This window comes from Kitasatospora sp. NPDC001547 (assembly GCF_042894165.1).
GTDB lineage: Bacteria > Actinomycetota > Actinomycetes > Streptomycetales > Streptomycetaceae > Kitasatospora.
Map to the genome: position 1 here is coordinate 147,053 of NZ_JBIAVL010000014.1, position 26,665 is coordinate 173,717.

Below are 26,665 nucleotides of genomic sequence, written 5' to 3' on the forward strand. Positions count from 1 at the left end.
TCCTCGACCGTTTGGCAGAGATCCGCTGGTCAGAGACCAGCTCGTCGGAGACCCGCTCGTCGGTGACCCCTTGGCCGGCCACCCGCTCGTCGGATCCCGTCGACGCTCACAGGTTGCCGCGTCGGTCCTGCTCGCGCTCGATGGACTCGAAGAGCGCCTTGAAGTTGCCCTTCCCGAAGCCGAGCGAACCGTGCCGCTCGATGAACTCGTAGAAGACGGTGGGGCGGTCGCCGATCGGCTTGGTGAAGATCTGCAGCAGGTAGCCGTCCTCGTCGCGGTCGACCAGGATGCCGCGCTTCTTCAGCTCCTCGATCGGCACCCGGACCTTGCCGATCCGCTCGCGCAGCTCCGGGTCGTCGTAGTAGGCGTCCGGGGTGGCGAGGAACTCCACGCCGCGCGCCCGCAGCACGTCCACGGTGGTGAGGATGTCGTTGGTGGCCAGCGCCATGTGCTGGCAGCCGGGGCCGGTGTAGAACTCCAGGTACTCGTCGATCTGGGACTTCTTCTTGGCGACGGCCGGCTCGTTGAGCGGGAACTTCACCCGGTGGTTGCCGCTGGCGACGACCTTGGACATCAGCGCGGAGTAGTCGGTGGCGATGTCGTCGCCGACGAACTCGGCCATGTTCACGAAGCCCATGACGCGGTTGTAGAACGCCACCCACTCGTCCATCCGGCCCAGCTCGACGTTGCCGACGGCGTGGTCGAGGGCCTGGAAGAGGCGCTTGGGCGAGCCCTCCGGGTGGGTGACCCGGCTCTCCGCGACGACGTAGCCCGGCAGGTACGGGCCGTGGTAGCGGGAGCGGTCGATCAGGGTGTGGCGGGTCTCGCCGTAGGTGGCGATGGCCGCGCGGCGCACGGTGCCGTTCTCGTCCGAGACGTCGTTCGGCTCCTCCAGCACGGTGGCGCCGGACGCGCGGGCGTGCTCGATGCACTTGTCGACGTCCGGGACCTCCAGGGCGAGGTCGACGACGCCGTCGCCGTGGCGGCGGTGGTGGTCCAGCAGCGGGCTGTCCGGCTGGACGCCGCCCTTGATCACGAAGCGGCAGGAACCCGAGCGGAGCACGTACGACTTGCGGTCCCGACGGCCGGTCTCCGGGCCGGAGTAGGCGACCAGCTCCATGCCGAAGACGACCTGGTAGAACTGCGCCGTCTGGGTGGCGTTGCCGACCACGAAGACGACCGCGTCCTGCGCCGTCACCGGGAACGGGTCGGCGGCCGCGTCGTGCTCGACGAGGCCGACGAGGCGGCGCAGCTGGTCGGCGTCAAGACCGGCCTCGCGCTCCTCGGGGGTCAACTCAAGGGCGTGGGTCTGCGGGGTCATCGCTCGTTCCTCCACTTCGGGCCTCGCCGTCGAGGCATCCGCTGGATCGCGACCGCACCGAACGGGGTGGGCGGTGTGGTTGCGGAGAGCTTGCTCCTGTCGGGGTGGTTGGGCAACAGGTGGGATTCTGACTGCTCAATGTGTACAAGCTGATCAGAAAATCCCGCTGTCGGCTGCGCAAAATGTGCTGCCGATTGGAGGTGATGCCCGAAGACTGTGCAATGGGACGGTCACGCACTTCCGGGGCCGACGGGGCGCGGGAGGTGGCGGAGGAACCAGTCCGAGGCCAGCTCGGAGACCCGGTCCAGCGTCCCCGGCTCCTCGAACAGGTGGCTCGCGTGCGGCACCACCGTCAGCGCGGTCTCGCAGCGCAGCCGGCTCCGGGCCCGCCGGTTGAGGTCCAGCACGGTGGGGTCCAGGGAGCCGACGACGAGCAGCGTCGGCGCGCGGACCTGGGCCACCGTGTCGGGTGCGGCGAGGTCCGGGCGGCCGCCCCGGGAGACCACGGCGCGCACGGCGGAGCCCAGCTCCGCGGCGGTGTGCAGCGCGGCCGCGGCGCCGGTGCTGGCGCCGAACAGACCGAGCGGCAGGCCCCGGGTCTCGGGCACGGCGGTGTCCGGGGCGTCCTCCGTCGTGCCCAGCCGCCGGGCGGCGGCGGTCAGCCGGCCGCCCAGCATCGCCACGTCGAACACGTTCCGCCGGTCGGCCTCCTCGGCCTCGGTGAGCAGGTCGAACAACAGCGTGGCCAGCCCGGTGCGGTTCAGGTACTCGGCGACCCGCCGGTTGCGCGGGCTGTGCCGGCCGCTGCCGCTGCCGTGCGCGAAGACGACGACCCCGCGCGCGCCGGCCGGGACGGTCAGCCGGCCCGCCAGGCGGACCCCGGCGATGGGCAGCAGCAGCTCGCGGTCCACCCCGGCCGAGGCCGCGGGCGGGTCGTCGCGGGCCTCGGCCAGCAGCCGCAGCACCTCCTCGTCCTCGGTCTGCGAGAAGTCGGCGTAGAACTCGCCGATCGCGTAGAACGGGGACGGCGTGTCGACGCAGACCAGCTCGTCGGCGACGTCGCCGAGGCGCTCGACCCAGTCCGTGGGCGCGACCGGCACCGCGAGCACCACCCGGTCCGCGCCGCGCTCCCGGACGATCTGGCAGGCCGCCCGGGCGGTGGAGCCGGTGGCGATGCCGTCGTCCACCACCACCACGGTGCGTCCGCGCAGGTCGGTGGGCGGCCGGCGGCCCCGGTAGCGGCGGGCCCGGCGCGCCAGCTCGGCGCGCTCCAGCCGCTCCACCTCGGCCAGTTGCCCGTCGGTGACCGAGGAGAACCGGATGACCTGGTCGTTCAGCACCCGGACGCCGTCCTCGCCGATCGCCCCCATGCCGAGCTCGGGCTGGTAGGGCACGCCGAGCTTGCGGATCACGCAGATGTCCAGTGGCGCGCCGAGCGCCGCGGCGACCTCGGCGGCCACCGGTACGCCGCCCCGCGGCAGCGCCACGACCACGGTGTCGGGGTCGGCCAGGTGGCCGAGCCGGGCGGCCAGTCGACGGCCTGCCTCGGTGCGGTCGGCGAAGCGGGTGAAGTGGGTTCCGGTGACGTGCATGACACGGCCTCCGGTTCCACCGTACGTCGTTCCGGTCGGGTCTGGGCGGTCGCGGAGGACCGCCGGGCGCGGGCAGGGACGGGCCGGTTGCGCGGGGTGGGCGCGGGCCGGCCGGGACGGTGGGCGGGAGCCGGCCGGGATCGGGGCGGGATCCGGGGTGGGATCGGGTCGGGATCCGGACGGGACGACACCCCCGTGCGGCCGGGACAACGGGCGGCGCACGGTTGATCGCAGAGGCGGACCGCAGAGCCCGCCCGCGACCGGAAGGAGCGCCCGTCATGTCGGGCACCGTCATCACCGACCTGCGCCGCCGAGGCGCCGTCGACCCCGGCCGCCTGCTCGCCGGACCGCTGCGCGGTGTCGGCCTGCAACGACTCGAGCCGGGCCGGAGCACCGAAGTGGCCGCCGACGGCGTCGAGCACGCGCTCTACGTCACGGCCGGCGCCGGGCTCGCCGAACTGCCCGAGGACGCCGTGCACCCGGACCATCCGGAGCGCGCCGACGCCGGCCTGCCGCTGGTCGAGGGCACCGCGGTCGTGCTGCCGCTCGGCTCGCGGACCGTCCTGACCGCCGGGACGGCCGGGCTGGAGTACTTCCACGCCCTGCTCGCCGTCCCCGCCTCCTTCGCACACCCGTCCGAAGCTCCTCCCGAAGAAGGTGACCCCAGGTGATCGTCACCACCGACACCGGCGCGGCCATGGTCGTCATCGGTCCGAACGGCGAACGCGTACGGATCCGCTCCCTCGCCCGGAGCCCGATGCTCGCCAGCGCCTGCGAGGCCTTCGACCACCTGCGGCTGAGCCCGGGCGCCCACCACGTGCTCGCGGGCCGGCCCGACGCCGAGACCGTGCTGCACGTGCTGCGCGGTGCCGCCGTCGTCGGTCAACTGTCCGACGAGCCAGATCACTTGGCCTCCGAAGGCGACCTGCTGCTGGCCCGCCGCGGCCGCACCCTGCACCTCGAAGCCGGGCCGCTCGGCGCGGAACTGCTCTGCCTGACCCTCGCCGTCCCCCGGCACCGCGCCGGCACCCGGGCCGCCCTGGCCCGACGCCGCGCCGTCCGACGCGACCGGCCCTGACCGGTCCCGCCAGTCCTCGTCAGAGGAGACCCTCTTGATACTCGTCCCCGCCGCGGTCCCCCGCACCGCCCCCGCGTTCCAGCGGCTGATCGACCCGGAGCAGCGGCCGGCCATCCGCGCCGGACTGACCGTCGAGGCGCTGCCGCCGGGCGTCCAGGTCGAACAACTCCCCTACGAGTCCGTCGAGTCGGTGACCGTGGTGCTCTCCGGCCGGCTGTTCGCGGCCGGTCGGATCCTCTCCCCGGGCGAGGCGATGCACCACCGGCCCGGCACCTCCTGCCGGATCTCCGCCGTCCGCGGCGCGCCGACCACCGTGCTCACCGTCCGGCCCGCCCCGCTCCGGGCCGCCGTCCCGCTCCAGCGGTCGAACTCCGCGCCCGCCGCGAGCTGGCGGCAGGTGGAGGTGGGCACCGTGCGGCTCGACCAGGACGGCGTCTGCGGGCCGTACGCGGACCGGGCTGCCGACGCCTTCGTGGTGGTCCTCTCCGGGGCCGCCGCCTTCCTCGGCGAGCTCGGTGAAGTGCCTCTGCTCGCAGGCGACTTGGTCTATGTCCGGGCGGGGGAGCGGTACGGCCTCCGGGCCGGCCGGCGCGGACCGGTCACCGCGGTGCTGGGTCGCGTCGGCGCACCCGGCGCGGTTCTGGGGCCGGAGTGGGACAGCAGGTCCCTGCCCTCGGGGCACGCCGGTCCGCAGAGTTGAGGCCGGAGCGAGCGACCTCGATCGGTCAGCGGTAGGGCTCGGCCCGCGACAACCCATCCATGACAACCGACAGATGACAGATTTCAACATCTGTCATCTGTCGGTTGTCATCTGTTCTCTGTTCTCTGTTCTCTGTTCTCTGTGCCTGTCGGCTGTGCGGTCAGCCCGGTCCGGCCGAAGCTCTCCGCAGGCCCGATGTCCCGGGCGCGTGGGGCACCCGTCGCGAATCCCGCCCCGACCGTCCCGGAGCCGCGCGTTCCGTCCTGCCCCGCCCCGTCCCCGTCCGCTCCGCCCCGACACGCTGAGGACTCCGCGAGCCTGTCACGGAAAGTCACGGGATCGCCGCTGATAGTGTCGGCCGGGTGGATGAAGAACAGCCGGTGGCACCCGCGTACCCGGGCGGCAACCCGTCCGTCCGTGTGCTGATCGTCGACGACCACCCGCTCTTCCGGGAGGGGCTCAAGGCAGCGCTGGAGAGCGCCGAGGGCGTCCTGGTGGTCGCCGAGGCCGAGCGGGTCGCCGACGTCCCGGAGGCGGTCGCCCGGCACCGCCCGACCGTGGTGATCATGGACCTCTCGCTGCCCGACGGCTCCGGGCTGGAGGCCGTCCGGCAGCTCGCGACCCAGGAGGCGCCGCCACCCGTGCTGATGCTGACCATGTCGGACGACGACGGCAACCTGCTGGCCGCCCTCCAGGCGGGCGCGCGCGGCTACCTGGTCAAGGGCGCCGGGCGGGAGGAGGTGCTGCACGCGGTGCGGACGGTCGCGGCGGGCGGCGCGGTGTTCGGCGGCGAGGTGGCCGGACGGATCACCGCCCTGCTGGCCGGCGCGAAGATGCGCGAGGCGGGACAGCTCTTCCCCGAACTCACCACCCGGGAGGCCGAGGTCCTGGACCTGGTCGCGCGCGGGCTGGACAACCGGCGGATCGCCCGGGAGCTGGTGGTTGCGGAGAAGACCGTCCGCAACCACATCACCCACATCTTCGAGAAGCTGCACGTCGCCACCCGCGCCGAGGCGGTCGCCCGGGCCCGCGACATGGGCCTCGGCGACGATCGGGCCAACCCGGAGCGCTGAACGGCCGCACCGGAACCGCGCGTTGAACGACCGGGGCGGTCCGGAGAAGGTGAACCGGGGGTGCCGGCCCGCCGACCGGCACCCCCGGGGTCTTGCCGTCCGGGCCCTACGGCCGCATCTCGTACGCGCCGGAGAGCGCCTCGACCTGAGCCCAGACCCGGGCGTCCCGCGCCGCGTCGGCGACCGGGCGCCGGACGTTCGCCAGCGCCCAGGCGGCCTGCTCCTCGGTGGCCGAGGCCTTGCCGTGCAGCTCGGTGGCGTGCGCCGAGAAGTCGCGGACCAGCGCGTCGAAGATCCGGTCCAGCACGTCGCCGCCGTGCTCGGACGCGGTCAGGCCGGTCAACTCGGCCTGCTCCAGCACCAGCTGGCCGTAGACGATCAGCGCGAACAGCTGGCCGATCTCCAGCAGGAAGTCCAGGTCCGCCTGCTGCTCCTTGCTCGGCGCGTTCTGGAGAAGCAACGCGCAGAAGCCGTCGGCCTGTTCGCGGAAGCGGGCGACGTTGGGCAGCCCGGCGTGGCGGTCGTAGGCGGTGCGCCAGTCGTGGAAGCGGATCGCGCCGAGGCCGCGGGCCGGGCCCTGCTGGAACAGGAAGGCGTCGTCGGTGGCGTCCAGGCGGGTCGGCACCGGAGCGTAGTCGGCCGGGGCGAACAGGTAGTTGCCCATGAACTTGAGGATCAGCGCCAGGTTGACGTGGACGGTGCCCTCCAGCTTCGGCAGGCCGCGGATGTCCTTCGCGGCCTTGTCGAAGTAGGTGTCCGCCTCGAAGCCCTTGGCCGCGATGACGTCCCACATCAGGTCGATGACCTTCTCGCCCTCGGTGGTGACCTTCATCTTGGTCATCGGGTTGAACAGCAGGTAGCGGCGGTCCTCGGGCGAGGCGGTGCGGAAGTAGTCCACGGCCCGCGCGCTGAACAGCTTCATCGCCGCCAGGCGGACGTAGGCGTCGGTCAGCTCCCGCTTGACGTGCGGGAAGTCGGTGACCCGCTTGCCGTACAGCATCCGGTTGTGGGCGTGCGTGACGGCCTCGTACATCGCGTGCTCGCAGATGCCGATCGAGGCGGTGCACAGGTTGAACTTGCCGACGTTGACGGTGTTGAGCGCGGCGTCGAAGGCGGCCTGACCGGTGTGCAGCACGTCCTCGGCGCGCACCGGGTAGTCCTCCAGGCGGAACTCGCTGACGTACATCTGCGCGTTCACCACGTTCTTGACCAGGTGGTACGCGTCGTGGCGGCTGTCGGCGGCGAAGAAGACATAGCCCTCCGGGCCCTCGACGTCCGAGCGGCGGCCGAACACCGAGACCAGGCCGGCCACGTTTCCGTTGCCGATGTAGTACTTGGAGCCGGTCGCGGTGAAGCCGCCCTCGCCGTCCGGGGTGAGGATCATGTCGGTGGAGTAGATGTCGGCGCCGTGGGTGCGCTCGGAGAGGCCGAAGGCCATCACGTGGCCTTCCGCGAGGAGCTTGGCGGCGCGGGCGCGGACGGCCTCGTTGCCGCTCTGCCAGACCGGGCCGAGGCCCAGGATGGTGACCTGCCAGGTGTACCAGTAGCCGAGGCCGTAGAAGCCGAGGATCTCGTTCAGCTCGGCGATCCGCGCGGTGTCCCAGCGCTTGTCGGGGTCGGCCGCGGCGGGGGTCAGGAACTCCGCGAACAGGCCCTCCTTCGCGGCGAAGTCCAGGAAGTCGGCGTACCAGCTGCGGTCGATGTAGGTGTCGATCAGCGCCTTCTTGCCGCGGGACTCGAACCAGTCCACCGTCGCGCGCAGCAGCCGGCGGGTCGGCTCGTCGAACTGTGCGGGGTCGTAGCTACGCGGGTTGAAGAGCATCGAGGGGCTCCCGGGGTCGAGGGTACGGAGAGGGCGGTGCGGCGGCCGGTGCGGCCTGGACGGCCGGGCGGCCGGTCAGGGCGCGGCCGTCAGGAGGGCCGGTCGGCGGCGAGCCGGCGCAGGGTGGCGAGCACGTCGTCGAGCCAGGCGAGCGTCATCCGCTCGTACTCGATGCCGCCGCGCAGCACCACGTGCTGCAGCTGCTCCCGGGCGTCGAGCGCGGTGGCGTCGGGGAAGTCACGCTGCTCGCCGTGCAGGTAGCGGGCGAGCAGGGCGGCATGGCTCTCGCGGTGCCGTTCGACCTCGGAGACCAGGGCGGCCGGGTCGTCGAACGCGGCGGCCCGGATCTTGACCGCGAGCTCGTGCCGGACGGTCTCCGGCTCGACCGGTTCGCGCAGCCAGCCGGCCAGCGCGGCCCGTCCGGCCTCGGCCGCCGAGTACACCTTCTTGTCCGGGCGCCCGTCCTGGGGGACCTCCTGCGCGGCCACCCAGCCGTCCGCCTCCATCCGCCGCAGCACCCGGTAGATCTGCTGGTGGGTGGCGGTCCAGAAGCGTCCGATCGAGCGGTCGAACCGCCGGGCGAGCTCGTAGCCGGAGCCGGGCTGCTCCAGCAGCGAGACGAGGATCGCGTGCTCCAGTGCCATGGCCCGCATCCTGCTATGCAACGAGTTGCATAGGCAATGGCGACCCGAGGGGTTGAGACGCAGGTCACCGGCGTGATCGGATGGTTATCGGTCATTCTCGGTCAACAGGTGCAAAGCGTTAGATAAGCGCCAGAATGGGTACGGGGCAAGCGCCTTACCGGTTCGGACCACAGGAGGTGGTATCGGTGGCAACCCATATCCCGACGACGGGCATGGAGCACCATCCGGACATCGTCGAACTGCGCGAACGTTACGAGAGGGTCACCTCGACCCCCCGCGCCCAGGGAATCGAAGCCCTGGCAGTCCTGGCCGGCCTCTTCCTGGCGGCATCGCCGTGGATCGTCGGCTTCACCGCGTTCAGCACCCTGACCGTGACCTGCCTGATCGTGGGTCTGGCCTACACGGCCCTGATGGCCGGCTACGGATCGGCCTACGAACGCACCCACGCGCGGGCCTGGGCGGCCGCCGCGCTCGGTGTCTGGACGATCATCTCCCCATGGGCCGTCTCCGGGTCCGTCGCGGTCGGCAAGAACATCGTGACCTGCGTCATCGCGGGTGCCGTGATGTTCCTGCTCGGCCTGGCGGCGATCTCGATGGCGACCATGACGTCGAACGGAGCGTCGATGCGGCGCGGCCGGGCCGGCCGCGCCAAGGGCTGATCTTCCCCGCAGCCCGAGCCGGGGCGCGGAGGGCCTGTCGCCCGCCGCGCCCCGGCGCACGCCCCGGCAGGGGGCGCCATCCGCCCGGGGGTGCCGTCATCTGCCGAGGGGTGCCGTCATCCGCTCAGGGGTGCGCCAGCGGTTCACGGGTGCGTCATCCGCAGCACGTCGAGGGCCTCGTCCAACTGTTCCTCGGTGAGCAGGCCCTGCTCGAGGTAGCCGCGCTCCAGCACCACCTGACGGATCGTCTTGCGCTCGGCCAGCGCCTGCTTGGCGACCTTGGCGGCCTCCTCGTACCCGATGTAGCGGTTCAGCGGGGTCACCACAGAGGGCGAGGACTCCGCGTACTCCCGCGCCCGTTCGACGTTGGCGGTGATGCCGTCGACCGTCCGGTCGGCCAGCAGCCGGGCGCTGTTGGCGAGCAGCCGCACCGACTCCAGCACGTTGCGGGCGATCACCGGGAGCATCACGTTCAGCTCGAAGTTGCCGCTCGCGCCCGCCAGCGTCACCGTCGCGTCGTTGCCCACCACCTGGGCGGCCACCATCAGCACCACCTCGGGCAGCACCGGGTTCACCTTGCCCGGCATGATCGACGAACCGGGCTGGAGATCCGGCAGGTTGATCTCTCCGAGCCCGGTGCGCGGGCCGGACCCCATCCACCGCAGGTCGTTCGCGATCTTCGTGAACCCGACCGCGACCGTGCGCAGTTGACCGCTCAGCTCGACCAGGGCGTCCCGCGCCCCCTGCGCCTCGAAGTGGTTCCTGGCCTCGGTCAACGGCAGGTCGGTGGCGCGGGCGACCTCCGCGATGACGGCCGCCGGAAACCCGGGCGGGGTGTTGATGCCGGTGCCCACCGCCGTGCCGCCGAGCGGCAGTTCGGCCACCCGCGGGAGGGTGGCCAGCAGCCGCTCCCGCCCGTGCCGCACCTGCGCCGCGTAGCCGCCGAACTCCTGGCCGAGCGTGACGGGCGTGGCGTCCATCAGGTGTGTCCGGCCCGACTTGACGACCCGGGCGAACTCGGCGGCCTTGCGCTCCAGCGCCTCCGCGAGGTGCTCCAGCGCCGGGACCAGGTCGTGGGTGACGGCGGCGGTGGCGGCGATGTGGATCGAGGACGGGAAGACGTCGTTGGACGACTGACTGGCGTTGACGTGGTCGTTCGGGTGGACGGGTCGGCCCAGCCGCTCGGCGGCCAGGGTGGCGATCACCTCGTTGGTGTTCATGTTGGACGAGGTGCCCGAACCGGTCTGGAACACGTCCACCGGGAACTGGTCGTCCCAGTGCCCCTCCGCGACCTCCTCGGCCGCCGCCGCGATCGCCTGCGCCGTCTCCTCCTCCAGCACCCCGAGCCGGGCGTTCACCCGGGCCGCGGCGGCCTTGATCCGGGCCAGCGCGGCGATGTGCGCCCGCTCCAGCCGCTGGCCGGACACCGGGAAGTTCTCCACCGCCCGCTGCGTCTGCGCCTGCCACTTCGCGTCGGCCGGCACCCGGACCTCGCCCATCGAGTCGTGCTCGATCCGGTACTCCTGCGGCTGTTCCTGCTGGCCACCCATCGCGCGCTGCACCTCCTGTACGGGCCGGACCGGCCCGGAACGGATCTCCGATCACCACAGCCGCGGAGGGGGCCCGGGTATTTCCGGTAGGGGTGATCCGGTTTCCGGCCGGGACGGCCCGGCCTCCGGCCCGGGTGAACCGGGTGCAGGCCGGGCGCCTATCGGCCGGGTGCCTTCCGGCCGGGCGCCTTCCGGCCGGGCAGCCACCGCCCCGGGTGCCTACCGCCCGGGCAGCTCGACGCGGACCAGTTCGCCCGGGGCGGTGCCGGCCTGGACCACGAGGTCGCCGCCCGGGGCCCAGACGCCGGAACCGCCCGAGCTGTCCGGGTACTCGCCGGTTGCCCCGGCGGAGGTCGAGAGCACGCACCACACCCCGTGGGCGGCGGCCCGGTCGCGGAAGTGGCCGTCCCGGCGTTCGGCCTGGGCGGCGCCGGGCCCGTAGAGGGTGGAGGCGACGTAGGCGTCGATGCCGAGCGCGGCGGTCTCCGCGGCGTGCGCCGGATCGGCGGCGTCCGCGCAGACCGCCAGGCCGAGCCGCAGGCCGTCCAGCTCGAGGACCGCGGGCTTCTCACCGGGGGCGAAGCGTTCGACCTCGGCGCCGTGCAGGCGCATCTTCCGGTAGACGACCCGGGCGCCGTCCCCGGTGACCGCCAGCGTGGCGATGGACTCGCGACCGTCGGTCTCGGCGACCGGCGCCCCGACCAGGGCGACGGCACCGGCCTCGGCGCAGGCGGCCACCAGGGGGGCGAGGCGGGCGTCCGCCGGGTCGACGGCCGGTGCGGCCAGGTCGTAGCCGGTCAGCGACAGCTCGGGGAACACCACCAGCCGGGTGCCCGCCTCCCGGACCGCCGCGGCGTGCAGGGCGACGTTCTCGGACACGGTGTCCGGACGGTGGGCGGCCGCGCAGCGAGGCTGGGCGGCGGCGACGGTCAGCGACGCGGTCGAGGACACGGCGGAGCCTCCGGCGGTGGGGGTGGCGTGAGGTGGGGTGTCGATGATCAACCTATGCGCCCGCCGAGGACGTGGGCAACAGCCTTCGGGCGGGGTACGGGCCAGACGGGCGGGGCTCCGGGCGCCGATCGGGTCGATCTCACTCGAAGGAGTGAGATCCCCGGCGGGCGCTTCAAACTGCCGTGCGCCCCTTCGTACGCTCCAGACCGGGCCGGGCGGACTCCGGCCGGACCCGGATCGCCGCAGCTCGGCCCGGGGGGAACCAGCGCGAGGGGCGGACGGACGGATGACCGCAGGACACGGTCCGATGGGCGGAACGGGTGACGGGGCCGCAGCGGAGGGGATGGTCCCGACGAACGCCCGGGTGGACGCCCCGGCGAACACCCCCTCGACGGCTCCGGCGGACGCTCGGCAGGGCGCGGGGCGGGGTGCCGGTGGCGGCCTCACCCGCCGGCGGCTGCTGGGCGCGTCGGCGGCACTCGGCGGTGCGGCCTGGCTGCTGCGCGGCACCATCGGCCCGGACAGCGCCGAGGCCGCCACGCCCGTCCCGCCCGGGCTGCCCGCCGGCACCGAGCTCTACCAGCGGGTCTTCCAGAACTGGTCCGGCGAGATCCGCACCGACCAGCTGTGGACCTGCGCGCCGCGCACCCCCGAGGAGGTCCCGGCCCTCGCCGACTGGGCGCACGCCAACGGCTGGCGGCTGCGCGCCTCCGGCTACCGGCACACCTGGGCGCCGCTCACCGTCGCCGCCGGGACCCCGGAGAGCGCCCGGGTCCTGCTGGTGGACACCAGCCGGCACCTCACCGCGATCAGCGCCGACTCGCCCGACACCGTCCGGGTGCAGACGGGCGCCACCATGGAGGCCCTGCTCGCCCACCTGGCCGACCGCGGTCTCGGCCTGACCGCCTGCCCCGCCCCCGGCGAGATCACCGTCGGCGGCGTGCTCGCCATCGGCGGCCACGGCACCGCGCTGCCGGCCGCCGGGGAGGTGCGGCCGGAGGGCCACGGCTACGGCTCGGTCAGCAACCAGGTCGTCCGGCTCACCGCCGTCGTCCTCGACCCCGCCACCGGCCGCTACACGCTGCGCACCTTCGAGCGCTCCGAGGCCGACAGCGCCGCCTTCCTGGTGCACCTGGGCCGCGCCTTCCTCACCGAGGTGGTGCTGCGGGCCGGCGCCGACCGGCCGCTGCGCTGCGTCAGCCGGCTCGACATCCCGGCGGGCGAACTCTTCGCCCGCCCGGGCTCCGGCGCGGGGACGGGCGGCGACGGCGGGCTCGGCGGGGTGCTGGGCGGGGTGCTCGGGGGAGTGCTGGGCGGCGTCCTGGGCGGTGGCGGGGCAGGCCCGCGCACCTTCGCCGACTTCGTGGAACGCGACGGCCGGGTCGAGGCGATCTGGTTCGCCTACACCGAGTACCCCTGGCTCAAGACCTGGAGCGTCACCCCGGACAAGCCGCTCGCCTCGCTGTCCGTCGACGACCCCTACAACTACCCCTTCTCGGACAACCTGCCGGAACCGGTCGCGCGACTCGCCGGTGAGATCGTCACCGGCGCCTGGGCGTCGGCCCCGCTGTTCGGCCAACTCCAGTACCTGGTCGCGAAGGTGGGACTGACCGGCGACATCACGGAGGTCCTGCTCTCCGGCGCCCTGCTGCGCCGGCTGCTCAGCGGCGAGGTCCTCACCCACCTGCTCGCCGGTGGCCTGCGGTCCGACCTCTGGGGCCCCTCGCGCACCCTGCTCCAGTACGTCCGGCCGACCACCCTGCGGGTCACCGCCAATGGCTACGCGATCCTCACCAGGCGTGCCGACCTCCAGTGGGTGGTCAGCGAATTCGCGGCCTACTACCGGGAGTTGCTCGCCACCTACCAGGCCAGGGGCGAGTTCCCGGTGAACGGCGCGGTGGAGATCCGGGCCACCGGGCTGGACGACCCGGCCTCCTCCGGCGTGCCCGGCGCCCGGCCGCCGCTGCTGTCCGCGCTGCGCCCGCGCGCCGACCGCCCCGAGTGGGACACGGCGGTCTGGCTGGACGTCCTCGCCTTCCCCGGCACCCCCGGACTGGAGCGCTTCGCCCGGGAGTTGGAGCAGTGGCTGCTGCGCACCTTCGACGGCACCCGGGCCGGCCTGCGGGTCGAGTGGTCCAAGGGCTGGGCGTACACCGATGACGCCGCCTGGTCCGACCCCGACCTCCTCGGGCGGGTCATCCCCGACAGCCTGCGGGCCGGCGGCGGGCCCGGCTGGGACGAGGCGGTCGCCGTCCTGGACCGCCACGACCCGTACCGGGTGTTCGGAAACCCGTTCCTGGACGGGCTGTTGAAGTAGCCGGAGCGCGGCACCGGCGCTGCCTGGCGGTGAGCCGGGCGAGTGCGTCGGGCGTTGGGCGGGCAGGGCGAGTGCACGGTGGCGGCGTAGCCGGCGCGCTCGGAATGGGGCACCGGGCGCCGTTCCCGGCGGTGGTCGTCGCGGGTGCGGCGATGACGGCGCTGCTGCGGCTCAGCGGAGCGGGGTGACAGCTGACAGAGTTTGAAATCTGTCAGCTGTCATCTGTTATCCGTCAGCGGTCGGCTGTCATCTGTCGGCCGTCACTTGTTCGCCGGTCTGCCGTCAGCGGTCTCCGCCCGGCCCGCTTCCACGCCGGCGTCCTCGTCGGCCGCACGCGCTGCCGCACGTGTCGCCATCCTCACGCGTTCGCGCCCGCCCACCACTCGGCCGGGTGCGGAATACTCGCCGGTATTCCGCCGAGAGTACAAGGAGCTTCAATGACGAAGCCGAACCGGATCGACCCGTCCGACCTGCTCGCCGTCGGCGACCTGCTCTCCGACGAGGAGCGGCTGATCCGCGACACCGTGCGCCGGTTCACCGAGGAGCGCATCCGCCCGCACATCGGCGAGTGGTTCGAGCGAGGGGTCTTCCCGGCCCGCGAACTCGCCCCCGAACTCGGCGCCCTGGGCGTGCTCGGGATGCACCTCGACGGCTACGGCTGCGCGGGCGCCGACGCGGTGGCGTACGGGGTGGCCTGCATGGAGCTGGAGGCGGCCGACTCCGGGCTGCGCAGCTTCGTCTCCGTCCAGGGCTCGCTGGTGATGCGCTCGATCCACGCCTTCGGCTCCGAGGAGCAGAAGCAGCGCTGGCTGCCCGGCATGGCCGCCGGCGAGCTGATCGGCTGCTTCGGCCTCACCGAGCCGGACTTCGGCTCGGACCCGGCCAACATGCGCACCCGGGCGGTGCGGAAGGGTGACGAGGGCGGCGACTGGGTGCTGTCCGGCAGCAAGATGTGGATCACCAACGGCAGCATCGCGGACGTCGCCGTGGTCTGGGCGCAGACCGAGGAGGGCGTGCGCGGCTTCCTGGTCGAGCGCGGCACCCGCGGCCTGACCGCAACCGACGTGCACGGCAAGCTCTCGCTGCGTGCCTCGGTCACCAGTGAGCTGGCCTTCGACGAGGTGGTGCTGCCCGCCGATGCCGTGCTGCCCGGGGTGGTCGGCCTGCGCGGACCGCTCTCCTCCCTCAACGAGGCGCGCTACGGCATCCTCTGGGGCACCGTCGGCGCCGCCCGCGACTGCTACACCTCCGCCCTGGAGTACGCCAAGAGCCGGATCCAGTTCGACCGCCCGATCGCGGGCTTCCAGCTGACCCAGCAGAAGCTGGTCGAGATGATGCTGGAGGTCGAGAAGGCGTACCTGGTCGCCCTGCGGATCGGTCGGCTCAAGGAGCAGGGCGCGGCCCGCCCGCCGCACGTCAGCTTCGGCAAGCTCAACAACGTCCGTACCGCGCTGGAGATCGCCCGCAGCGCCCGGACCGTCCTCGGGGCCAACGGCATCACCACCGAGTACCCGGTGCTGCGGCACGCCAACAACCTGGAGTCGGTGCTCACCTACGAGGGCACCAGCGAGATCCACACCCTGGTCCTCGGCGAGGCCATCACCGGCGAGTCCGCCTACCGCTGACGGGCGGCCGTCCACCCCGATCCGGCCCGGGAAATCCGGTGGCCGGGCCCGCCGCGGCCCGGCTACCGTCCCTGCCATGACCAGCCGTTCCGGCCCGACGCCGCCCCCGACCACCACCCTCTGGCGCCCCACCGGCCCCGAGGAGCTGGCCCTGGTCGAGGCCGCCGACTGGCGCGCCTGGCCGCCCCGACTGCCCGAGCAGCCGATCTTCTACCCCGTCCTCAACGAGGACTACGCGATCCGGATCGCCCGGGACTGGAACGTGCCCGCCTCCGGCGTCGGCTACGTCACCCGCTTCGAGGTCGACGCCGCGTTCCTCGCCCGCTACCCCGTTCAGCGGGCAGGTGGCCGGACGATCCTCGAACTCTGGGTGCCGGCCGAGGAGTTGGCCGAGTTCAACCGGCACATCGTCGGCCGCATCGAGATCGTCCACGAGTTCCGGCCGCAGAGCTGAGCGACCCGTGCCCTGAACGATCCGTGCCCTGAACGATCCGTGCCTTGAGCGGCCCCACAGCCCTGAGGGGCTCACCACCCTGAGCGGCCCGTAGCAGTGACGGACGGCGCGTCCCGGACGGGGCGGCCGGGGACCACCTCCCGACGGCTCCCCGGCGCCCTTCCGACACCTCGTGGACACCCGGCGTTCGGTGCCGGGACGCCGACCGGTACGGCGGCCGGTGAAGAGTGGCGCGGTCGGCGGCGCCCTCGGCGGGCGCGGCCGGATGTGCACGACCGAAAGGAACCCCCCGCCATGTCCGCTGCCCAGTGGCCCCGCCCGCGCGTGCTCGTCGTCGGGATCGACGGTGTCCGCCACGACTACCTGGCGCAGGTGCCGATGCCGAGGCTGCGGGAGGTCGCCGAGGCCGGGTTCCTGGTGCCGGTCACCGTCGCGGACACCACGCCCACCATGTCCGGGCCGTGCTGGGCCACCATCGTGACCGGGGTCGAGCCCGCCAAGCACGGGGTCTGGGGCAACCACCTGGGCGGCAACCGACTCGACGTCTTCCCCGACTTCGCCACCCGGCTCGCCCGGGGCGACCGCCGCCGCACCTTCGTCGCGGCCGGCTGGGACCCGCTGATGATCAACGAGTCCGGCGGCCCGCTGTTCCGCGCCCCCGGCCGGCTCTCCTACGTCGCCCCCGCCGAGGACACCCCGGAGGCCTGGGAGGACGTGGACGAGGAGGTCACCCGGGAGGCCGTCCACGTCCTCGGCACCGCCGACCCCGAGGCCTCCTTCGTCTACCTGGGCGCCGTCGACGAGACCGCCCACTTCCGGGGCTGCGGCGAGGAGTACCGCGCGTCCATGCGCACCGCCGACGAGCGCCTCGGCCGCCTCCTCGACGCCGTCCGCGGCCGGGCGACCCACGCCGAGGAGCAGTGGACGGTCATCGTCGTCACCGACCACGGGCACGTGGACGCCGGCGGCCACGGCGGCCGTACGGTCGAGGAGCGGACGGCCTGGGTCGCCTGCGCCGGGCACGGCATTCCGGCCGGCCCGCCCACCGGCGAGATCCGCCACCCGGACGTCGCCGCCCAGGTGTACGCCTCGCTGCTGCGCCCGATCGACCCGCACTGGACCCTCGACGGCCGCCCGTTCCCGGTCGCCCGGCCGGTACCGGTGGCGGTCCGGTAGCACGGGTGGTCGGGCCCGGGGCCGCCCACCGGTGCTCCGGGTGCAGCAGGCCGGGCTGCGGCGGCGCCGGGCTTGGGCAAGGCTCGATCGGGACTCGGGCCGCGTCCGGCCCGGGCGGGTCGACCCCGGCTCGGGAGCGGCACGTCCCCGGGACCGGCGGGCCCCGCACCCGCGGGCCTCAGGGTCCCAGCCGAACGGCATACGCCTGAAGGTGGAGAAGGTACCCCGTGGGTCGGAGACGACATCGCGACCTGGTGGTGACGATCCGACGGGTCCGGACACGCCACGATGGTTGCACCGGACGGCGGGGCACGCAGGCCGGGCCGGTGGCACCGGCCCGGGCGGCCGCGCCGGAGGCGGAGACGAGCGGCAACAGCCGCACCGGTCAGGACACGGAGAGGGCAGTCGGGCATGAAGGGCATCGTGAGCAAGGTCGCGCTGGGAGTCGCGGGCACCGGCATGGCCGTCGCCGTGGCAGCCGTGGCAATCGGCCCGCGGGTGTCCGACTGGTACGACGAGCACCACCAGCAACAGGGGTCGTACGAGACCGGCACCCAGGCCAAGGCCGACCGCCGGTCGATGCCGACCTGGCTGCCCGACAACGCCTCCGGGGTGAAGTACCTGATGTCCACCAAGGGCGACGACCGCCTGCTGCACGCCACCCTCCCGGAGGGGCGGCTGCCGGCCGGCTGCACCGTCGGGCTGCCGGGCAGGAGCGCCCACCCGGTGCCGGAGTCGCTCAAGGCCGGCTGGTTCCCCGAGAACGTCGCGGCCAGGGCGAGCGGCACCTGCGGGCACTACAACGTGGCGCTGACCGGAAACCAGCTCTACGCCTGGCAGGACGGCGCAGCGGTGCAGGCGGCGCTGCGCGCCGAGCACGTCGCCAAGCACTGAGTCCGGCGGTCGGTCGCGGGCGCGCGCCGGCCGGCAGCCCGCCCGCCCGACCACCCTGGACGGCCGCCCCTGGCCATCCCGGCCAGGGGCGGAAACGGCCCGCCGCGCACCGGAAGGTGCGGGCGGGCCGCAGTCGTGCGCGGGCGCGGAACGGGCGGCGGGCGACCCGCCCGAACACACCCCCACGGCCGGACAGCTCGCACCCCCGCTGTCGGAACCGGACCGGGCTGCGATAGGACGGAGCGCGAACGAGCCCCACGTCGCCCGTCCGTAAGGAGAACCATGCCCGGCCCGACCGTCGGCCCCACCGACGACACGTCGACCGCTGCCACCACCACCCCCGCCTCCGCCTCCGTCGCCACACCCGCCACACCCGCCACGCCCGGCGCCGCATCCGTCGCCGTACCGGGCGCCGCATCCGTCGCCGCGTCCGGCGCCGGACAGGGCCGTCCGGGCTGGGCCGTGATCGCCGCCCTCGGCGGTCTCGCCGCGCTCGGCCCGCTCACCACCGACCTCTACCTCCCGGGCCTGCCCGCGATCGCCGCCGACCTGGTCGCCCAGCCGGCCGCCGTCCAGCTCACCCTGACCTTCTCGATGTTCGGGGTCGCGGCCGGGCAGTTGCTCTTCGGGCCGCTCAGCGACCGCTTCGGGCGCCGCCCGCCGCTGCTCGCGGGGCTCGTCCTCTACACCCTGTCCAGCCTGGTGTGCGTGTTCGCGCCGAACCTGTCGGTGCTGATCGCCGCCCGCTTCGTCCAGGGCGCGGCCGGCTCCGCCGGGCTGGTGATCGGGCGCGCCGTCTCCCGGGACCGCTTCCAGGGCGTCGCACTGCTGCGCTTCCTCGCCTCGATCGCCCTGATATCGGGGCTGGCGCCGATCCTCGCCCCGATCGTCGGCGCGCAGCTGATGCGGTTCACCTCGTGGCGCGGCACCTTCGGCGTGCTCACGGCGCTCGGGCTGCTGCTCACCCTGGTCTCGCTCGGGGTGCTGCGCGAGACGCTGCCGCCGGAGACCCGGCACGCCGGCGGGGTGGGCACCACCCTGCGGACGATGGGCCGACTGCTGCGCAACCTGCCGTTCCTCGGGCTGGCGCTGACCAGCTCCCTCGCCTTCGGGGCGCTGTTCGGCTACATCAGCGGGTCCTCGACGGTGCTCCAGCACGTGTACCACGTCTCGCCGCAGACCTACAGCCTGCTGTTCGGGCTGAACTCGTTCGCGATCGTGGTGATGACCCAGGTGAACGGGCGGTTGCTGGCGCCGCGCTTCACCCAGCGGACGCTGATGCTGGGCAGCCTCGCGGCGGCGGTCGCCGCCGGGGTGGCGCTGGTGCTGCTGACGACGGTGTGGGACTTCGGGCTGGCCGGCTTCTGCGCGCCGCTGTTCGTGATGATGGGCAGCCTGGGCGTGCTGCTGCCGAACACCGCCGCCCAGGCGCTCGGCCTGGTCGAGCCGCAGGTGGCGGGTACGGCGTCGGCGCTGCTCGGGACGGGCAACTTCCTGTGCGGCGCGGTGGTCGCACCGCTGAGCAGCCTGGGCGGTCAGCCCTCGGCGGTGCTGCTGGCGCTGGTGGTCCTGGTCTGCGGGGTGCTGGCGACGGTGGTGTACCTGGCGCTGTGCCGGCCGGAGCGGCAGCGGACAGGTGACGCCGGACGGAAAACGGATGACAGCTGACAGATGTTGAAATCTGTCAGCTGTCATCCGTTAGTCGTCGTTCGTCATTCGCCCCGCGTCACCCGAGGGCGACTCAGGCGATGGAGAAGTCGTCCCCGTACACGTTGCCCTGGCCGTACCAGCCGTGCAGGTACACGGTGACGGTGCCGTTGGCGCCGGTGGTGAAGGGAACGGACAGCTTGGTCCAGCCGGAGGAGTTGGCCCAGGCGCTGGCGGTGGCGCCGCCGTTGACGCCGACGTAGGCGTAGTTGCCCTGCACCCAACCGCTCAGGGTGTAGCTGGTGTTGGGCTTCAGCGTGACGGTCTGCGAGCACTCGCCGGTCTGGCTCGCGGAGGCCGCGGCCTGCAGCGCCTTGGCGCCGGAGTGGACCGGGGTGGAGACCACGGCGCCGCCGCTCTGGCAGGTCCACGGAGCCAGGCTTCCGGTCTCCAGGTCACCGTTGACCAGGCCGGTCGTCGGGCCGGTCCCGGTGACGGTCAGCGTGTAGGTCGCGGTGTGGCTGCCGGACGCCCCGGTGGCGGTGACGGACAGCGGGTAGGTGCCAGGCGCCGCAGCCGAGGTGGTGGAGACGTTCAGCGTGGCGCTGTTGCCCGCGGTGACGCTGCCCGGGGTGACGGTGGCGGTGACGCCCGCCGGGGCGCCGCTGACCGTGAGGTTGACGTTCTGCGCCGAGCCGGCGGTGACGGCCGTCGCGACGGTGGCCGAGGTGGACGAACCGGCCGCGACGGTACCGGAGTTCGGGTTCACGGCGACCGAGAAGTCGTTGCCCGGCTGGGTGCCGGTGACGTTCAGGGTGAAGGTGCTGGTGTGGCTGCCGGAGGCCGCCGCGCCGGTGACCGTGATCGGGTAGCTCCCGGGCGTCACCGAGGAGGTGGTGGAGACGTTCAGCGTGGCGCTGTTGCCGGCGGTGACGCTGCCGGGGGTGACGGTGGCGGTGACGCCCGCCGGGGCGCCGCTGACCGTGAGGTTGACGCTCTGCGCCGAGCCCGCGGTGACGGCCGTCGCGACGGTCACGGAGGTGGACGAACCGGCGGCCACCGTCGCGGAGTTGGGGCTGACCGACACCGAGAAGTCGTTGTTCACCGTCGAGCCGCTGGTGAACGGCGCGAAGATGTGGGTGAAGTCCCAGGTGTTCTGGGCGATCCCGGAGCAGTTGTCGTTGCCCTTGGTGCCCGGGCAGCCGCCGTTGTCGCGCTGGAGCGCCCAGAAGGACAGCGTGTTGATGCCCTTGGCGACCGCCCAGTTGTACACGGTGGTGGCGTTGGCCAGGGTGAAGGTCTCGGCCGGGCCGAAGTCGTCGACACCGATCATCTCGGTGATCCCGATCGAACCCCACAACTGGGCGGGGGTCTTGGACGGGTAGAGCTTGGCGAGCTGGTTGTAGAGCCCCTGCGCGGAGGTCTGGGTGTCGGCCGCCATGTCGTGGACGGCGTTGTCGTAGTAGTCGAAGGTCATCATGTTGACGACGTCGATCCGCGCGTTGTTGCTCACCGCGTTGCGCAGCACCGCGAGGCCGCTGTCGGCCAGCCCGGAGGTGGTGGTCGGCAGCGTGTAGGAGAACTGGATGTTCCGGCCCTTGGTGGCGGCCCAGTCCTGCACCAGCTTGATCGCCTTGTTGCGGCGGTCGATCCCGCCGCTGTTGGTCAGCGAGTTGTCCTCGATGTCGAGGTCGATCCGGCTGATGTCGTAGGTGGTGATCACGTTCTCGAAGGCGGCCGCGATCTGGTTGACGTCGGTGCAGCTGTCGGCCAGTTCGGTGCCGGTGTTGTCGGCGGTGTAGCCGCCGAAGGACGGGATCACGTCCCCGCCGTTGGCGCGGATGGTCGCGATGTCGGCGCCGAAGGTCGCGGAGGACACCGGCATGGAGGTGTCGCCGTTCCAGTACGGCGTGCAGGAACCCTTGGTGGCGGTCTGGAGGAACGCCATGGTCAGGTGCTTGGCGCCGGACTGCGCGGCCAGCTGGGCCGGGCTCTGGCCGGTCCAGGCCTCGAAGTAGGGGGCGAAGACCCGGCTGGGGAGCGGGGTGGCGGCTTGGGCGGAGCCCGTCCCGGCGGCGACCAGGCCGGCCGAGGCGACCAGCGTGGCGCAGGCCGTCAACACGGCCTGGACTGTTCGGCGAAGGCGCATGGATTCTCCAACAGACTTGGTGGGGCAGGACGTTGGGAGGTGCGGATGGTCCGGCCGGACGGCCGTGTGGGGTCGGCCGAAGGGTCCCGGACCGGGTCGGATATCGGGAGTGCGGGCGTTCGGGCGTGCGAAGGCCTACCGACTCGCGTGGACGCGGGCGGCGTGCGGATGCGCGCGCCGTACGGAGCGGGGGTGGGGCGGAGCAGGGCAGGGCAGTGCCTCAGCCGCCGGTGGTCACACCCCCACAGTGCATCCCGGTCGGATCGACATGCTTATGTTTGGACTAGACCACTGGTCTGTCAAGAGACCTAACAGTTCGTCACCACACGGCCCGTCCGGTGGAAGGGGGCGGTGGGCGCCCGGGGTCGGGAGGGGTACCGGCGTCGGCTGCGTGAGGGGCCGGGAACGAGAAGACCGTGGCCGCGCCCCCGGGAAGGGGCGCGGCCACGGCGGCCCGGCGCTCAGGACACCGGGCGGTTCATGGTGTCGCGGATCGGCCTGCCCGGTGGCCCGAGGATCTGCGGGCCGGATCGGCGGATCGGCGGATCGGCGGAACGCGGATCAGCGGGACGGCGGGCAGAGCGTGGCGAGCAGCGCCTCGTTGATCTTCGCGGCGGTGTCGGGACCGAAGCCCTGCGGGTGGTCGGCGGAGGTGAAGCGCTGATCGGCCAGCTCGACCAGCTTCTGCTTGTCCTTGGGGAACTGGTACATCGACTGGCACTGGTTGCGCGCCCGGTCCACGGCCTGGTCCGGCTTGCCGCCGACGATCGCCGGGTCGATCGCGTCCAGCGCGGAGACCAGTTTGGCCGTCAGGTCGTCGCCCGGCTTGGCGGGCAGTCCGGCGTCGGCGGGCGGGGCGGGCTTGGCCGGTGCGGGGGCTCCCGAGGCGCCGGCGTCGGGCGCGGGCGCGCCGGTGGCGCCGTCGGCCGTGGGGGCGGCCGAGCCGGGCGCGGGAACCGGGGGCGTGGCGGCGGCGTCGGAGGGCGCGGCGGTCGAGGCGGCGGTGGCGGTGGGGGAGCCGGCCGCGGCGGTGGGCTTGCCCGAGCCCGAGCCCGAGCCCGAGCCCGAGCTCGATCCGGAGCCGGAACTGGAACTGGAGCAGGCAGCGAGGCTCACCGCGGCGAGTGCCGTGAGGGTGGCGGCGAGGAGACGAGTGCGCATGGCGCCCAGACTGTCATGTTCGCGGCGCGGAAGGGAAGGTCCCTCCGCGGCGGCCGGAAGGGCATCTCCGGAACGGCGGACGGCGGCCCGGAGGGAGCTCCTCCGGGCCGCCGTCAGGTGGGTCGGTCGACGGGCGCGAACGGCCGGTCGACCCGGTGCGAGCGGGCGACCGTCAGCGCGGTCGGGCGGCTGTCCGGCCGATCGGCCGGCCGTCAGCCGAGACCGTTGGACTTCAGCCAGTCCTTGGCGACCGCGGACGGGTCCTCCTTGTCCACCGACACGCGCTTCATCAGCGCCATCAGCCCGGCCGTGTCCAGCTTGGCCGACACCGCGTTGAGCGCCGCCGTCGCGGTCGCGTCCACGCCCGCCTTGTTGACCAGCGGGGTGATGTTCTGGGCGCCGAAGATGTTCTTCGGGTCGGCCAGCGGGACGAGCTTGTACTGGGCGATCTTCGGGTCGGTGGTGAACACGTTGCCGACCTGGATGCTGCCGTCCTTGAGCGCGTTCGCGGTGGTGTCGGCGGTGGGCTTCCACTCCTTGAAGGTCAGCCCGTAGACGTCCTTCAGCTGCTGCTCCCGGCGGGTCTTGAACTCCGGCGGCCCGCCGATGGTGAACTCGCCGGCCTTGGCGGCGAGATCGGCGATGCTCTTGAGGCCGTTCTTGTCGGCCGTCTCCTGGGTGACGCTGAGCGAGTCCTTGTCCTCGGCGGGGGAGGAGTCGAGGATGCCCAGCGAGGCGGGCAGCGTCTTGGTGAGCGCCGCGTTCACGTCCTGGGTGGTGACGGCGGTGGACTTGGCGTCCAGGTAGGCGAGCAGCGAACCGTTGTACTCCGGCAGGACGGTCAGGTTGCCGCTCTGCAACTGCCCGTAGAGCACCTCGCGGCTGCCGATGTTGAACTTCTCCTCGACCTTGACACCCTTGGCCTTGAGCGCCTGCGAGTAGATCGACCCGAGCAGGACGTTCTCCGGGAAGTTGGCCGAACCGACCACGACGGTCGACCCGGAACCGCCCGCACCGCCGGAGCCGCCCGCGGGGGCCGAGGCGCTCGAACCCCCGCCGAGCGGGTCGCCGCCGGAGGAGCCGCAGGCGGTGGCGCCGAGGGCGAGCGCGGCGAGGGCGCCGAGGACGGCGGCGCGGCGGCTTCGGTTGATTGTCGACATGGTGACAGATGTCCTTCCGGAACGGGAGGGGAGGCGATGGGGAGTCAGCGGGGCTGCCGCTGGGCGCGGACCCCGGGCGGGAGCGCGAAGCGGGCGAGCAGGGCGAAGAACAGCTGGGCGGCGACCGCGAGCAGCACCACCAGCAGCGCACCGCCCACGGTCACGGCGTACTTGCGGGTCGCCAGCCCGTCGATGACGTAGCGGCCGAGGCCGCCCAGACCGACGTAGGCGGCCACCGTGGCGGTCGCGATCACCTGCACGGTCGCGGTGCGGAAGCCCGCCAGCAGGGTCGGCGCGGCCGAGGGCAGGCAGACCTGCCGCAGCACCTGGGGGTGGGTCAGCCCGATGCCGCGCGCGGCGTCCCGGACGTCCGGATCGGTGCCGCGCACCCCCTCGACGGCCGCCACCAGCAGCGGCGGCGCGGCGAGCGCGACCAGCGGGAACAGGACGGCGGTGTCGCCGACCCCGGCGAGCAGCACCGCCAGGGTCACCAGGCCGAGGGTGGGCAGGGCGCGGGCGGCGCCCGCGAGCGCGGTCACCACGGTGACGCCGCGGCCGGTGTAGCCGATCAGCAGCCCGAGCGGGACGGCGAGCACCGCCGCGTACAGCAGGGCCTCACCGGAGAGCAGCAGGTGCTCGGAGACCCGGTGCACGATCGAGTCCGGACCGCTGAGGTGGTCCGGGTCGGTGAAGAAGTCGCTCAGCCAGGTCAGCCAGTTCACGAGCCCGCCCCCTTCTCCCGGACGGCCCAGGGCGCGAGCAGCCGCCGGGCGGCCACCAGCAGCAGGTCGACGGCCAGGGCCAGGACGGCGATCAGCACGATGCCGGCCAGGATCGGGGTCGGGAAGGTGCGCTGGAAGCCGTCGACGAACAGGTAGCCGAGCCCGCCGCGGCCGACCAGCGCGCCGACGCTGGCCAGCGAGATGCTGGACACCGCCGCGACCCGCAGCCCGGCGATCAGGTAGGGCACGGCGGCGGGCAGCTCGACCGAGGTCAGCCGGTGCCACGGTCCGTACCCCATCGCGGTGGCGGCCTGCCGGACGGCGTCCGGGACGGCGCGCAGCCCGTCCACGGTGGTCGGCAGCAGCACGGCGAGGGCGTAGAAGGTGAGCGGGATCATCACGGTCGCCTGGGTGGCGAGGCCGGTGTACGGGATCAGCACCACGAACACGGCCAGCGAGGGCAGCGCGTAGACGATGTTGAACACGGCGGAGAGCGGCTGGTACAGCCGGGGGTAGCGGGCGCAGGCCAGACCGAGCGGGACGGCGAGCAGCAGACCGATGAGCACGGGGACGAGGGCGATCACGGCGTGGTCGGCGAGCAGGTTGCCGAGGTAGCCGAGGTGGTCGCCGATCCAGTACCAGCGGACGATCGGTTCATCGTCCACCGTCGGCTCCGTCCGTGCCGCCCGTCGCGGTTCCGCCGCCCGCTGCGTCGGAGGCGCGTGTTCCGCCCGTTCCGTCGGGGGCGCTTCCGTCGGGGCCGGCCGGGGCGCCTGAGCCGTCCGGGGAGCCTGGGCCGACCGGGGCACTTGAGCCGTCCGGGGTGCCTGGGCCGGAGGCGTCGGGCCGCAGCGCGGTGAGGACGGCCTCGCGGCTCGCGGTGCCGGTGGCCCGGCCGTCGGCGTCCAGCGCGACGGCGACCCCGGCCGGGGAGAGGACGGCGGCGTCCAGCGCGGTGCGCAGGGTGTCGGCGTCCGGGCGGAAGCCGGCCGTCGGGTGCAGTTCGGCGGTGACGGCGTCGCGGTCGATCCAGCCGATCGGGCGATGCTCGTCGTCCAGGACCAACTCCCACCCCCCGTAGCGGAGTCCGTCGCCCACCGGGCGGAGCTCGACGGCGCTCGCGGGGCGCAGGCCGAGACCGCGCAGGCCCCGGTCGCGTCCGAGGAAGGCGGCCACGCCCTCGTCGGCGGGGGTGGTGAGCAGGGTGTGCGGGTCGGCCAGCTGGGCGATCCGGCCGTGCTCGCGGAGCACCACCACCTGGTCGCCGAGCCGGACGGCCTCCTCGATGTCATGGGTGACGAACAGCACCGTCTTGTGCAGCTCGGACTGCAGCCGCAGCAGCTCCTCCTGCAGCCCGGCCCGCACCACCGGGTCGACCGCGCTGAACGGCTCGTCCATCAGCAGCACCGGCGGGTCGGCGGCCAGCGCGCGCGCCACGCCGACCCGCTGCTGCTGGCCGCCGGACAGCTGGAACGGGTACCGCTTGGCGGTCTCCGGCGCGAGCCCGACCAGTTCGAGCAGTTCGGCGGCGCGGGCGCGGGCCTTCCTGCGGTCCCAGCCGAGCAGGTAGGGGACGGTGGCGATGTTGTCGATGACCTTGCGGTGCGGGAAGAGCCCGGCCTGCTGGATCACGTACCCGATGCCGCGGCGCAGCTTGGCGGGTTCCAGCTCGGCGACGTCCGTGTCGTCCAGCAGGACCCGGCCCGAGGTGGGCTCGACCATCCGGTTGACCATGCGCAGCAGGGTGGTCTTCCCGCAGCCGGACGGTCCGACCAGGACGGTTATCCGACCGGTCGGGACCTCCAGGTCCAGGCCCTCGACCGCGACGGTGCCGTCGGGGTGGCGCTTTCCGGCGCCCTCGAATCTGATCACGTGGAGTTTCCTCGTCAGGGCGCCCCGGGGAGGCGGCGCCTGGGTCGTTCGGTCGTTCGGTCGGGTCGTTCGGTGGCGGCGGGTTCAAGCGCCCGGGC

The 26,665-nt window shown here is 73.3% G+C and carries 23 protein-coding genes; 11 read left to right on the top strand and 12 right to left on the bottom strand.

The genetic code is table 11. The features are described from left to right. Positions 1-106 precede the first annotated feature (106 nt). Together hppD and ACFY0X_RS24855 are read right to left on the bottom strand one after the other, a co-directional pair. Positions 107-1,321 (bottom strand): 4-hydroxyphenylpyruvate dioxygenase, encoded by a 1,215-nt coding sequence (hppD, locus tag ACFY0X_RS24850; protein ID WP_387757631.1) that lies wholly within the window; start codon positions 1,319-1,321, stop codon positions 107-109. A gap of 230 nt (positions 1,322-1,551) precedes the next feature. After that, complete coding sequence (locus tag ACFY0X_RS24855; RefSeq protein WP_387757632.1) at positions 1,552-2,913, bottom strand: phosphoribosyltransferase family protein; 1,362 nt, start codon at positions 2,911-2,913, stop codon at positions 1,552-1,554. Positions 2,914-3,191: 278 nt separating this feature from the next. Here ACFY0X_RS24855 and ACFY0X_RS24860 point away from each other — a divergent pair, with 278 nt between their 5' ends. The 4 genes from ACFY0X_RS24860 to ACFY0X_RS24875 all read left to right on the top strand — a co-directional run bounded on the left by ACFY0X_RS24860 (position 3,192) and on the right by ACFY0X_RS24875 (position 5,764). After that, the gene (locus tag ACFY0X_RS24860) at positions 3,192-3,584 is read left to right on the top strand and encodes a hypothetical protein (RefSeq protein WP_387757633.1); all 393 of its coding nucleotides are present in this window, start codon (positions 3,192-3,194) and stop codon (positions 3,582-3,584) included. Further along, positions 3,581-3,991, top strand: coding sequence for a hypothetical protein (locus ACFY0X_RS24865; protein ID WP_387757635.1), 411 nt, complete (start codon positions 3,581-3,583; stop codon positions 3,989-3,991). The genes ACFY0X_RS24860 and ACFY0X_RS24865 overlap by 4 nt, the downstream gene beginning before the upstream one ends. 34 nt (positions 3,992-4,025) lie before the next feature. Further along, positions 4,026-4,691 (top strand): hypothetical protein, encoded by a 666-nt coding sequence (locus tag ACFY0X_RS24870; protein WP_387757637.1) that lies wholly within the window; start codon positions 4,026-4,028, stop codon positions 4,689-4,691. 362 nt (positions 4,692-5,053) lie between these two features. Further along, entirely contained in the window at positions 5,054-5,764 is a 711-nt protein-coding gene (locus ACFY0X_RS24875) for a response regulator (RefSeq protein WP_387757638.1), read from the top strand. A 106-nt stretch (positions 5,765-5,870) separates the two neighbouring features. Here ACFY0X_RS24875 and ACFY0X_RS24880 read toward each other — a convergent pair whose 3' ends face one another. Both ACFY0X_RS24880 and ACFY0X_RS24885 read right to left on the bottom strand, forming a co-directional pair. After that, entirely contained in the window at positions 5,871-7,586 is a 1,716-nt protein-coding gene (locus tag ACFY0X_RS24880; RefSeq protein ID WP_387757639.1) for an acyl-CoA dehydrogenase family protein, read from the bottom strand. 89 nt (positions 7,587-7,675) lie between these two features. Continuing rightward, positions 7,676-8,230, bottom strand: a complete 555-nt coding sequence (locus tag ACFY0X_RS24885; protein WP_387757641.1) for a PadR family transcriptional regulator — start codon at positions 8,228-8,230, stop codon at positions 7,676-7,678. A gap of 185 nt (positions 8,231-8,415) precedes the next feature. Here ACFY0X_RS24885 and ACFY0X_RS24890 point away from each other — a divergent pair, with 185 nt between their 5' ends. Continuing rightward, positions 8,416-8,889 carry an SPW repeat protein gene (locus ACFY0X_RS24890; RefSeq protein ID WP_387757642.1) on the top strand — a complete coding sequence of 158 codons (474 nt, stop codon included), beginning with the start codon at positions 8,416-8,418 and terminating at the stop codon, positions 8,887-8,889. A 143-nt stretch (positions 8,890-9,032) separates the two neighbouring features. Here the strand turns inward: ACFY0X_RS24890 and ACFY0X_RS24895 are convergent, their stop codons facing one another. Both ACFY0X_RS24895 and ACFY0X_RS24900 read right to left on the bottom strand, forming a co-directional pair. Beyond that, a complete protein-coding gene (locus ACFY0X_RS24895) occupies positions 9,033-10,439 on the bottom strand; it encodes a class II fumarate hydratase (RefSeq protein ID WP_387757643.1) in 1,407 nt (468 codons plus the stop codon). Positions 10,440-10,658: 219 nt separating this feature from the next. After that, a complete protein-coding gene (locus ACFY0X_RS24900; protein ID WP_387757644.1) occupies positions 10,659-11,390 on the bottom strand; it encodes a carbon-nitrogen hydrolase family protein in 732 nt (243 codons plus the stop codon). Between the two features lie 343 nt (positions 11,391-11,733). Between ACFY0X_RS24900 and ACFY0X_RS24905 the strand changes: the two genes are divergently transcribed. The 6 genes from ACFY0X_RS24905 (at position 11,734) to ACFY0X_RS24930 (ending at position 19,524) form a co-directional block, all read left to right on the top strand. After that, the gene (locus ACFY0X_RS24905; RefSeq protein ID WP_387757645.1) at positions 11,734-13,707 is read left to right on the top strand and encodes a cholesterol oxidase substrate-binding domain-containing protein; all 1,974 of its coding nucleotides are present in this window, start codon (positions 11,734-11,736) and stop codon (positions 13,705-13,707) included. Between the two features lie 437 nt (positions 13,708-14,144). Beyond that, positions 14,145-15,332, top strand: a complete 1,188-nt coding sequence (locus tag ACFY0X_RS24910) for an acyl-CoA dehydrogenase family protein (RefSeq protein ID WP_387757646.1) — start codon at positions 14,145-14,147, stop codon at positions 15,330-15,332. 76 nt (positions 15,333-15,408) lie between these two features. Beyond that, positions 15,409-15,786 (top strand): ADP-ribosylation/crystallin J1, encoded by a 378-nt coding sequence (locus tag ACFY0X_RS24915; protein ID WP_387757648.1) that lies wholly within the window; start codon positions 15,409-15,411, stop codon positions 15,784-15,786. Between the two features lie 294 nt (positions 15,787-16,080). Further along, positions 16,081-16,962, top strand: coding sequence for an alkaline phosphatase family protein (locus ACFY0X_RS24920; RefSeq protein ID WP_387757650.1), 882 nt, complete (start codon positions 16,081-16,083; stop codon positions 16,960-16,962). 411 nt (positions 16,963-17,373) lie between these two features. Beyond that, a complete protein-coding gene (locus ACFY0X_RS24925; protein ID WP_387757651.1) occupies positions 17,374-17,856 on the top strand; it encodes a hypothetical protein in 483 nt (160 codons plus the stop codon). A 282-nt stretch (positions 17,857-18,138) separates the two neighbouring features. Continuing rightward, positions 18,139-19,524: a multidrug effflux MFS transporter gene (locus ACFY0X_RS24930; RefSeq protein WP_387757653.1), complete on the top strand. Its 1,386-nt coding sequence runs from the start codon at positions 18,139-18,141 to the stop codon at positions 19,522-19,524. Between the two features lie 73 nt (positions 19,525-19,597). Here the strand turns inward: ACFY0X_RS24930 and ACFY0X_RS24935 are convergent, their stop codons facing one another. From ACFY0X_RS24935 to ACFY0X_RS24960, 6 genes are all read right to left on the bottom strand, one after another. Continuing rightward, positions 19,598-21,652 (bottom strand): glycosyl hydrolase family 18 protein, encoded by a 2,055-nt coding sequence (locus ACFY0X_RS24935; RefSeq protein WP_387757655.1) that lies wholly within the window; start codon positions 21,650-21,652, stop codon positions 19,598-19,600. Positions 21,653-22,213: 561 nt separating this feature from the next. Next, positions 22,214-22,813 (bottom strand): hypothetical protein, encoded by a 600-nt coding sequence (locus ACFY0X_RS24940; protein WP_387757657.1) that lies wholly within the window; start codon positions 22,811-22,813, stop codon positions 22,214-22,216. 212 nt (positions 22,814-23,025) lie between these two features. Further along, positions 23,026-23,973, bottom strand: a complete 948-nt coding sequence (locus tag ACFY0X_RS24945; protein ID WP_387757659.1) for an ABC transporter substrate-binding protein — start codon at positions 23,971-23,973, stop codon at positions 23,026-23,028. A gap of 44 nt (positions 23,974-24,017) precedes the next feature. After that, positions 24,018-24,695 (bottom strand): ABC transporter permease, encoded by a 678-nt coding sequence (locus tag ACFY0X_RS24950; RefSeq protein ID WP_387757661.1) that lies wholly within the window; start codon positions 24,693-24,695, stop codon positions 24,018-24,020. Then, entirely contained in the window at positions 24,692-25,360 is a 669-nt protein-coding gene (locus tag ACFY0X_RS24955; protein ID WP_387757663.1) for an ABC transporter permease, read from the bottom strand. Before ACFY0X_RS24955 ends, ACFY0X_RS24950 begins: the two co-directional genes overlap by 4 nt. Next, positions 25,350-26,567 (bottom strand): ABC transporter ATP-binding protein, encoded by a 1,218-nt coding sequence (locus ACFY0X_RS24960; RefSeq protein WP_387757665.1) that lies wholly within the window; start codon positions 26,565-26,567, stop codon positions 25,350-25,352. Before ACFY0X_RS24960 ends, ACFY0X_RS24955 begins: the two co-directional genes overlap by 11 nt. Between the last annotated feature and the right edge of the window lie 98 nt (positions 26,568-26,665).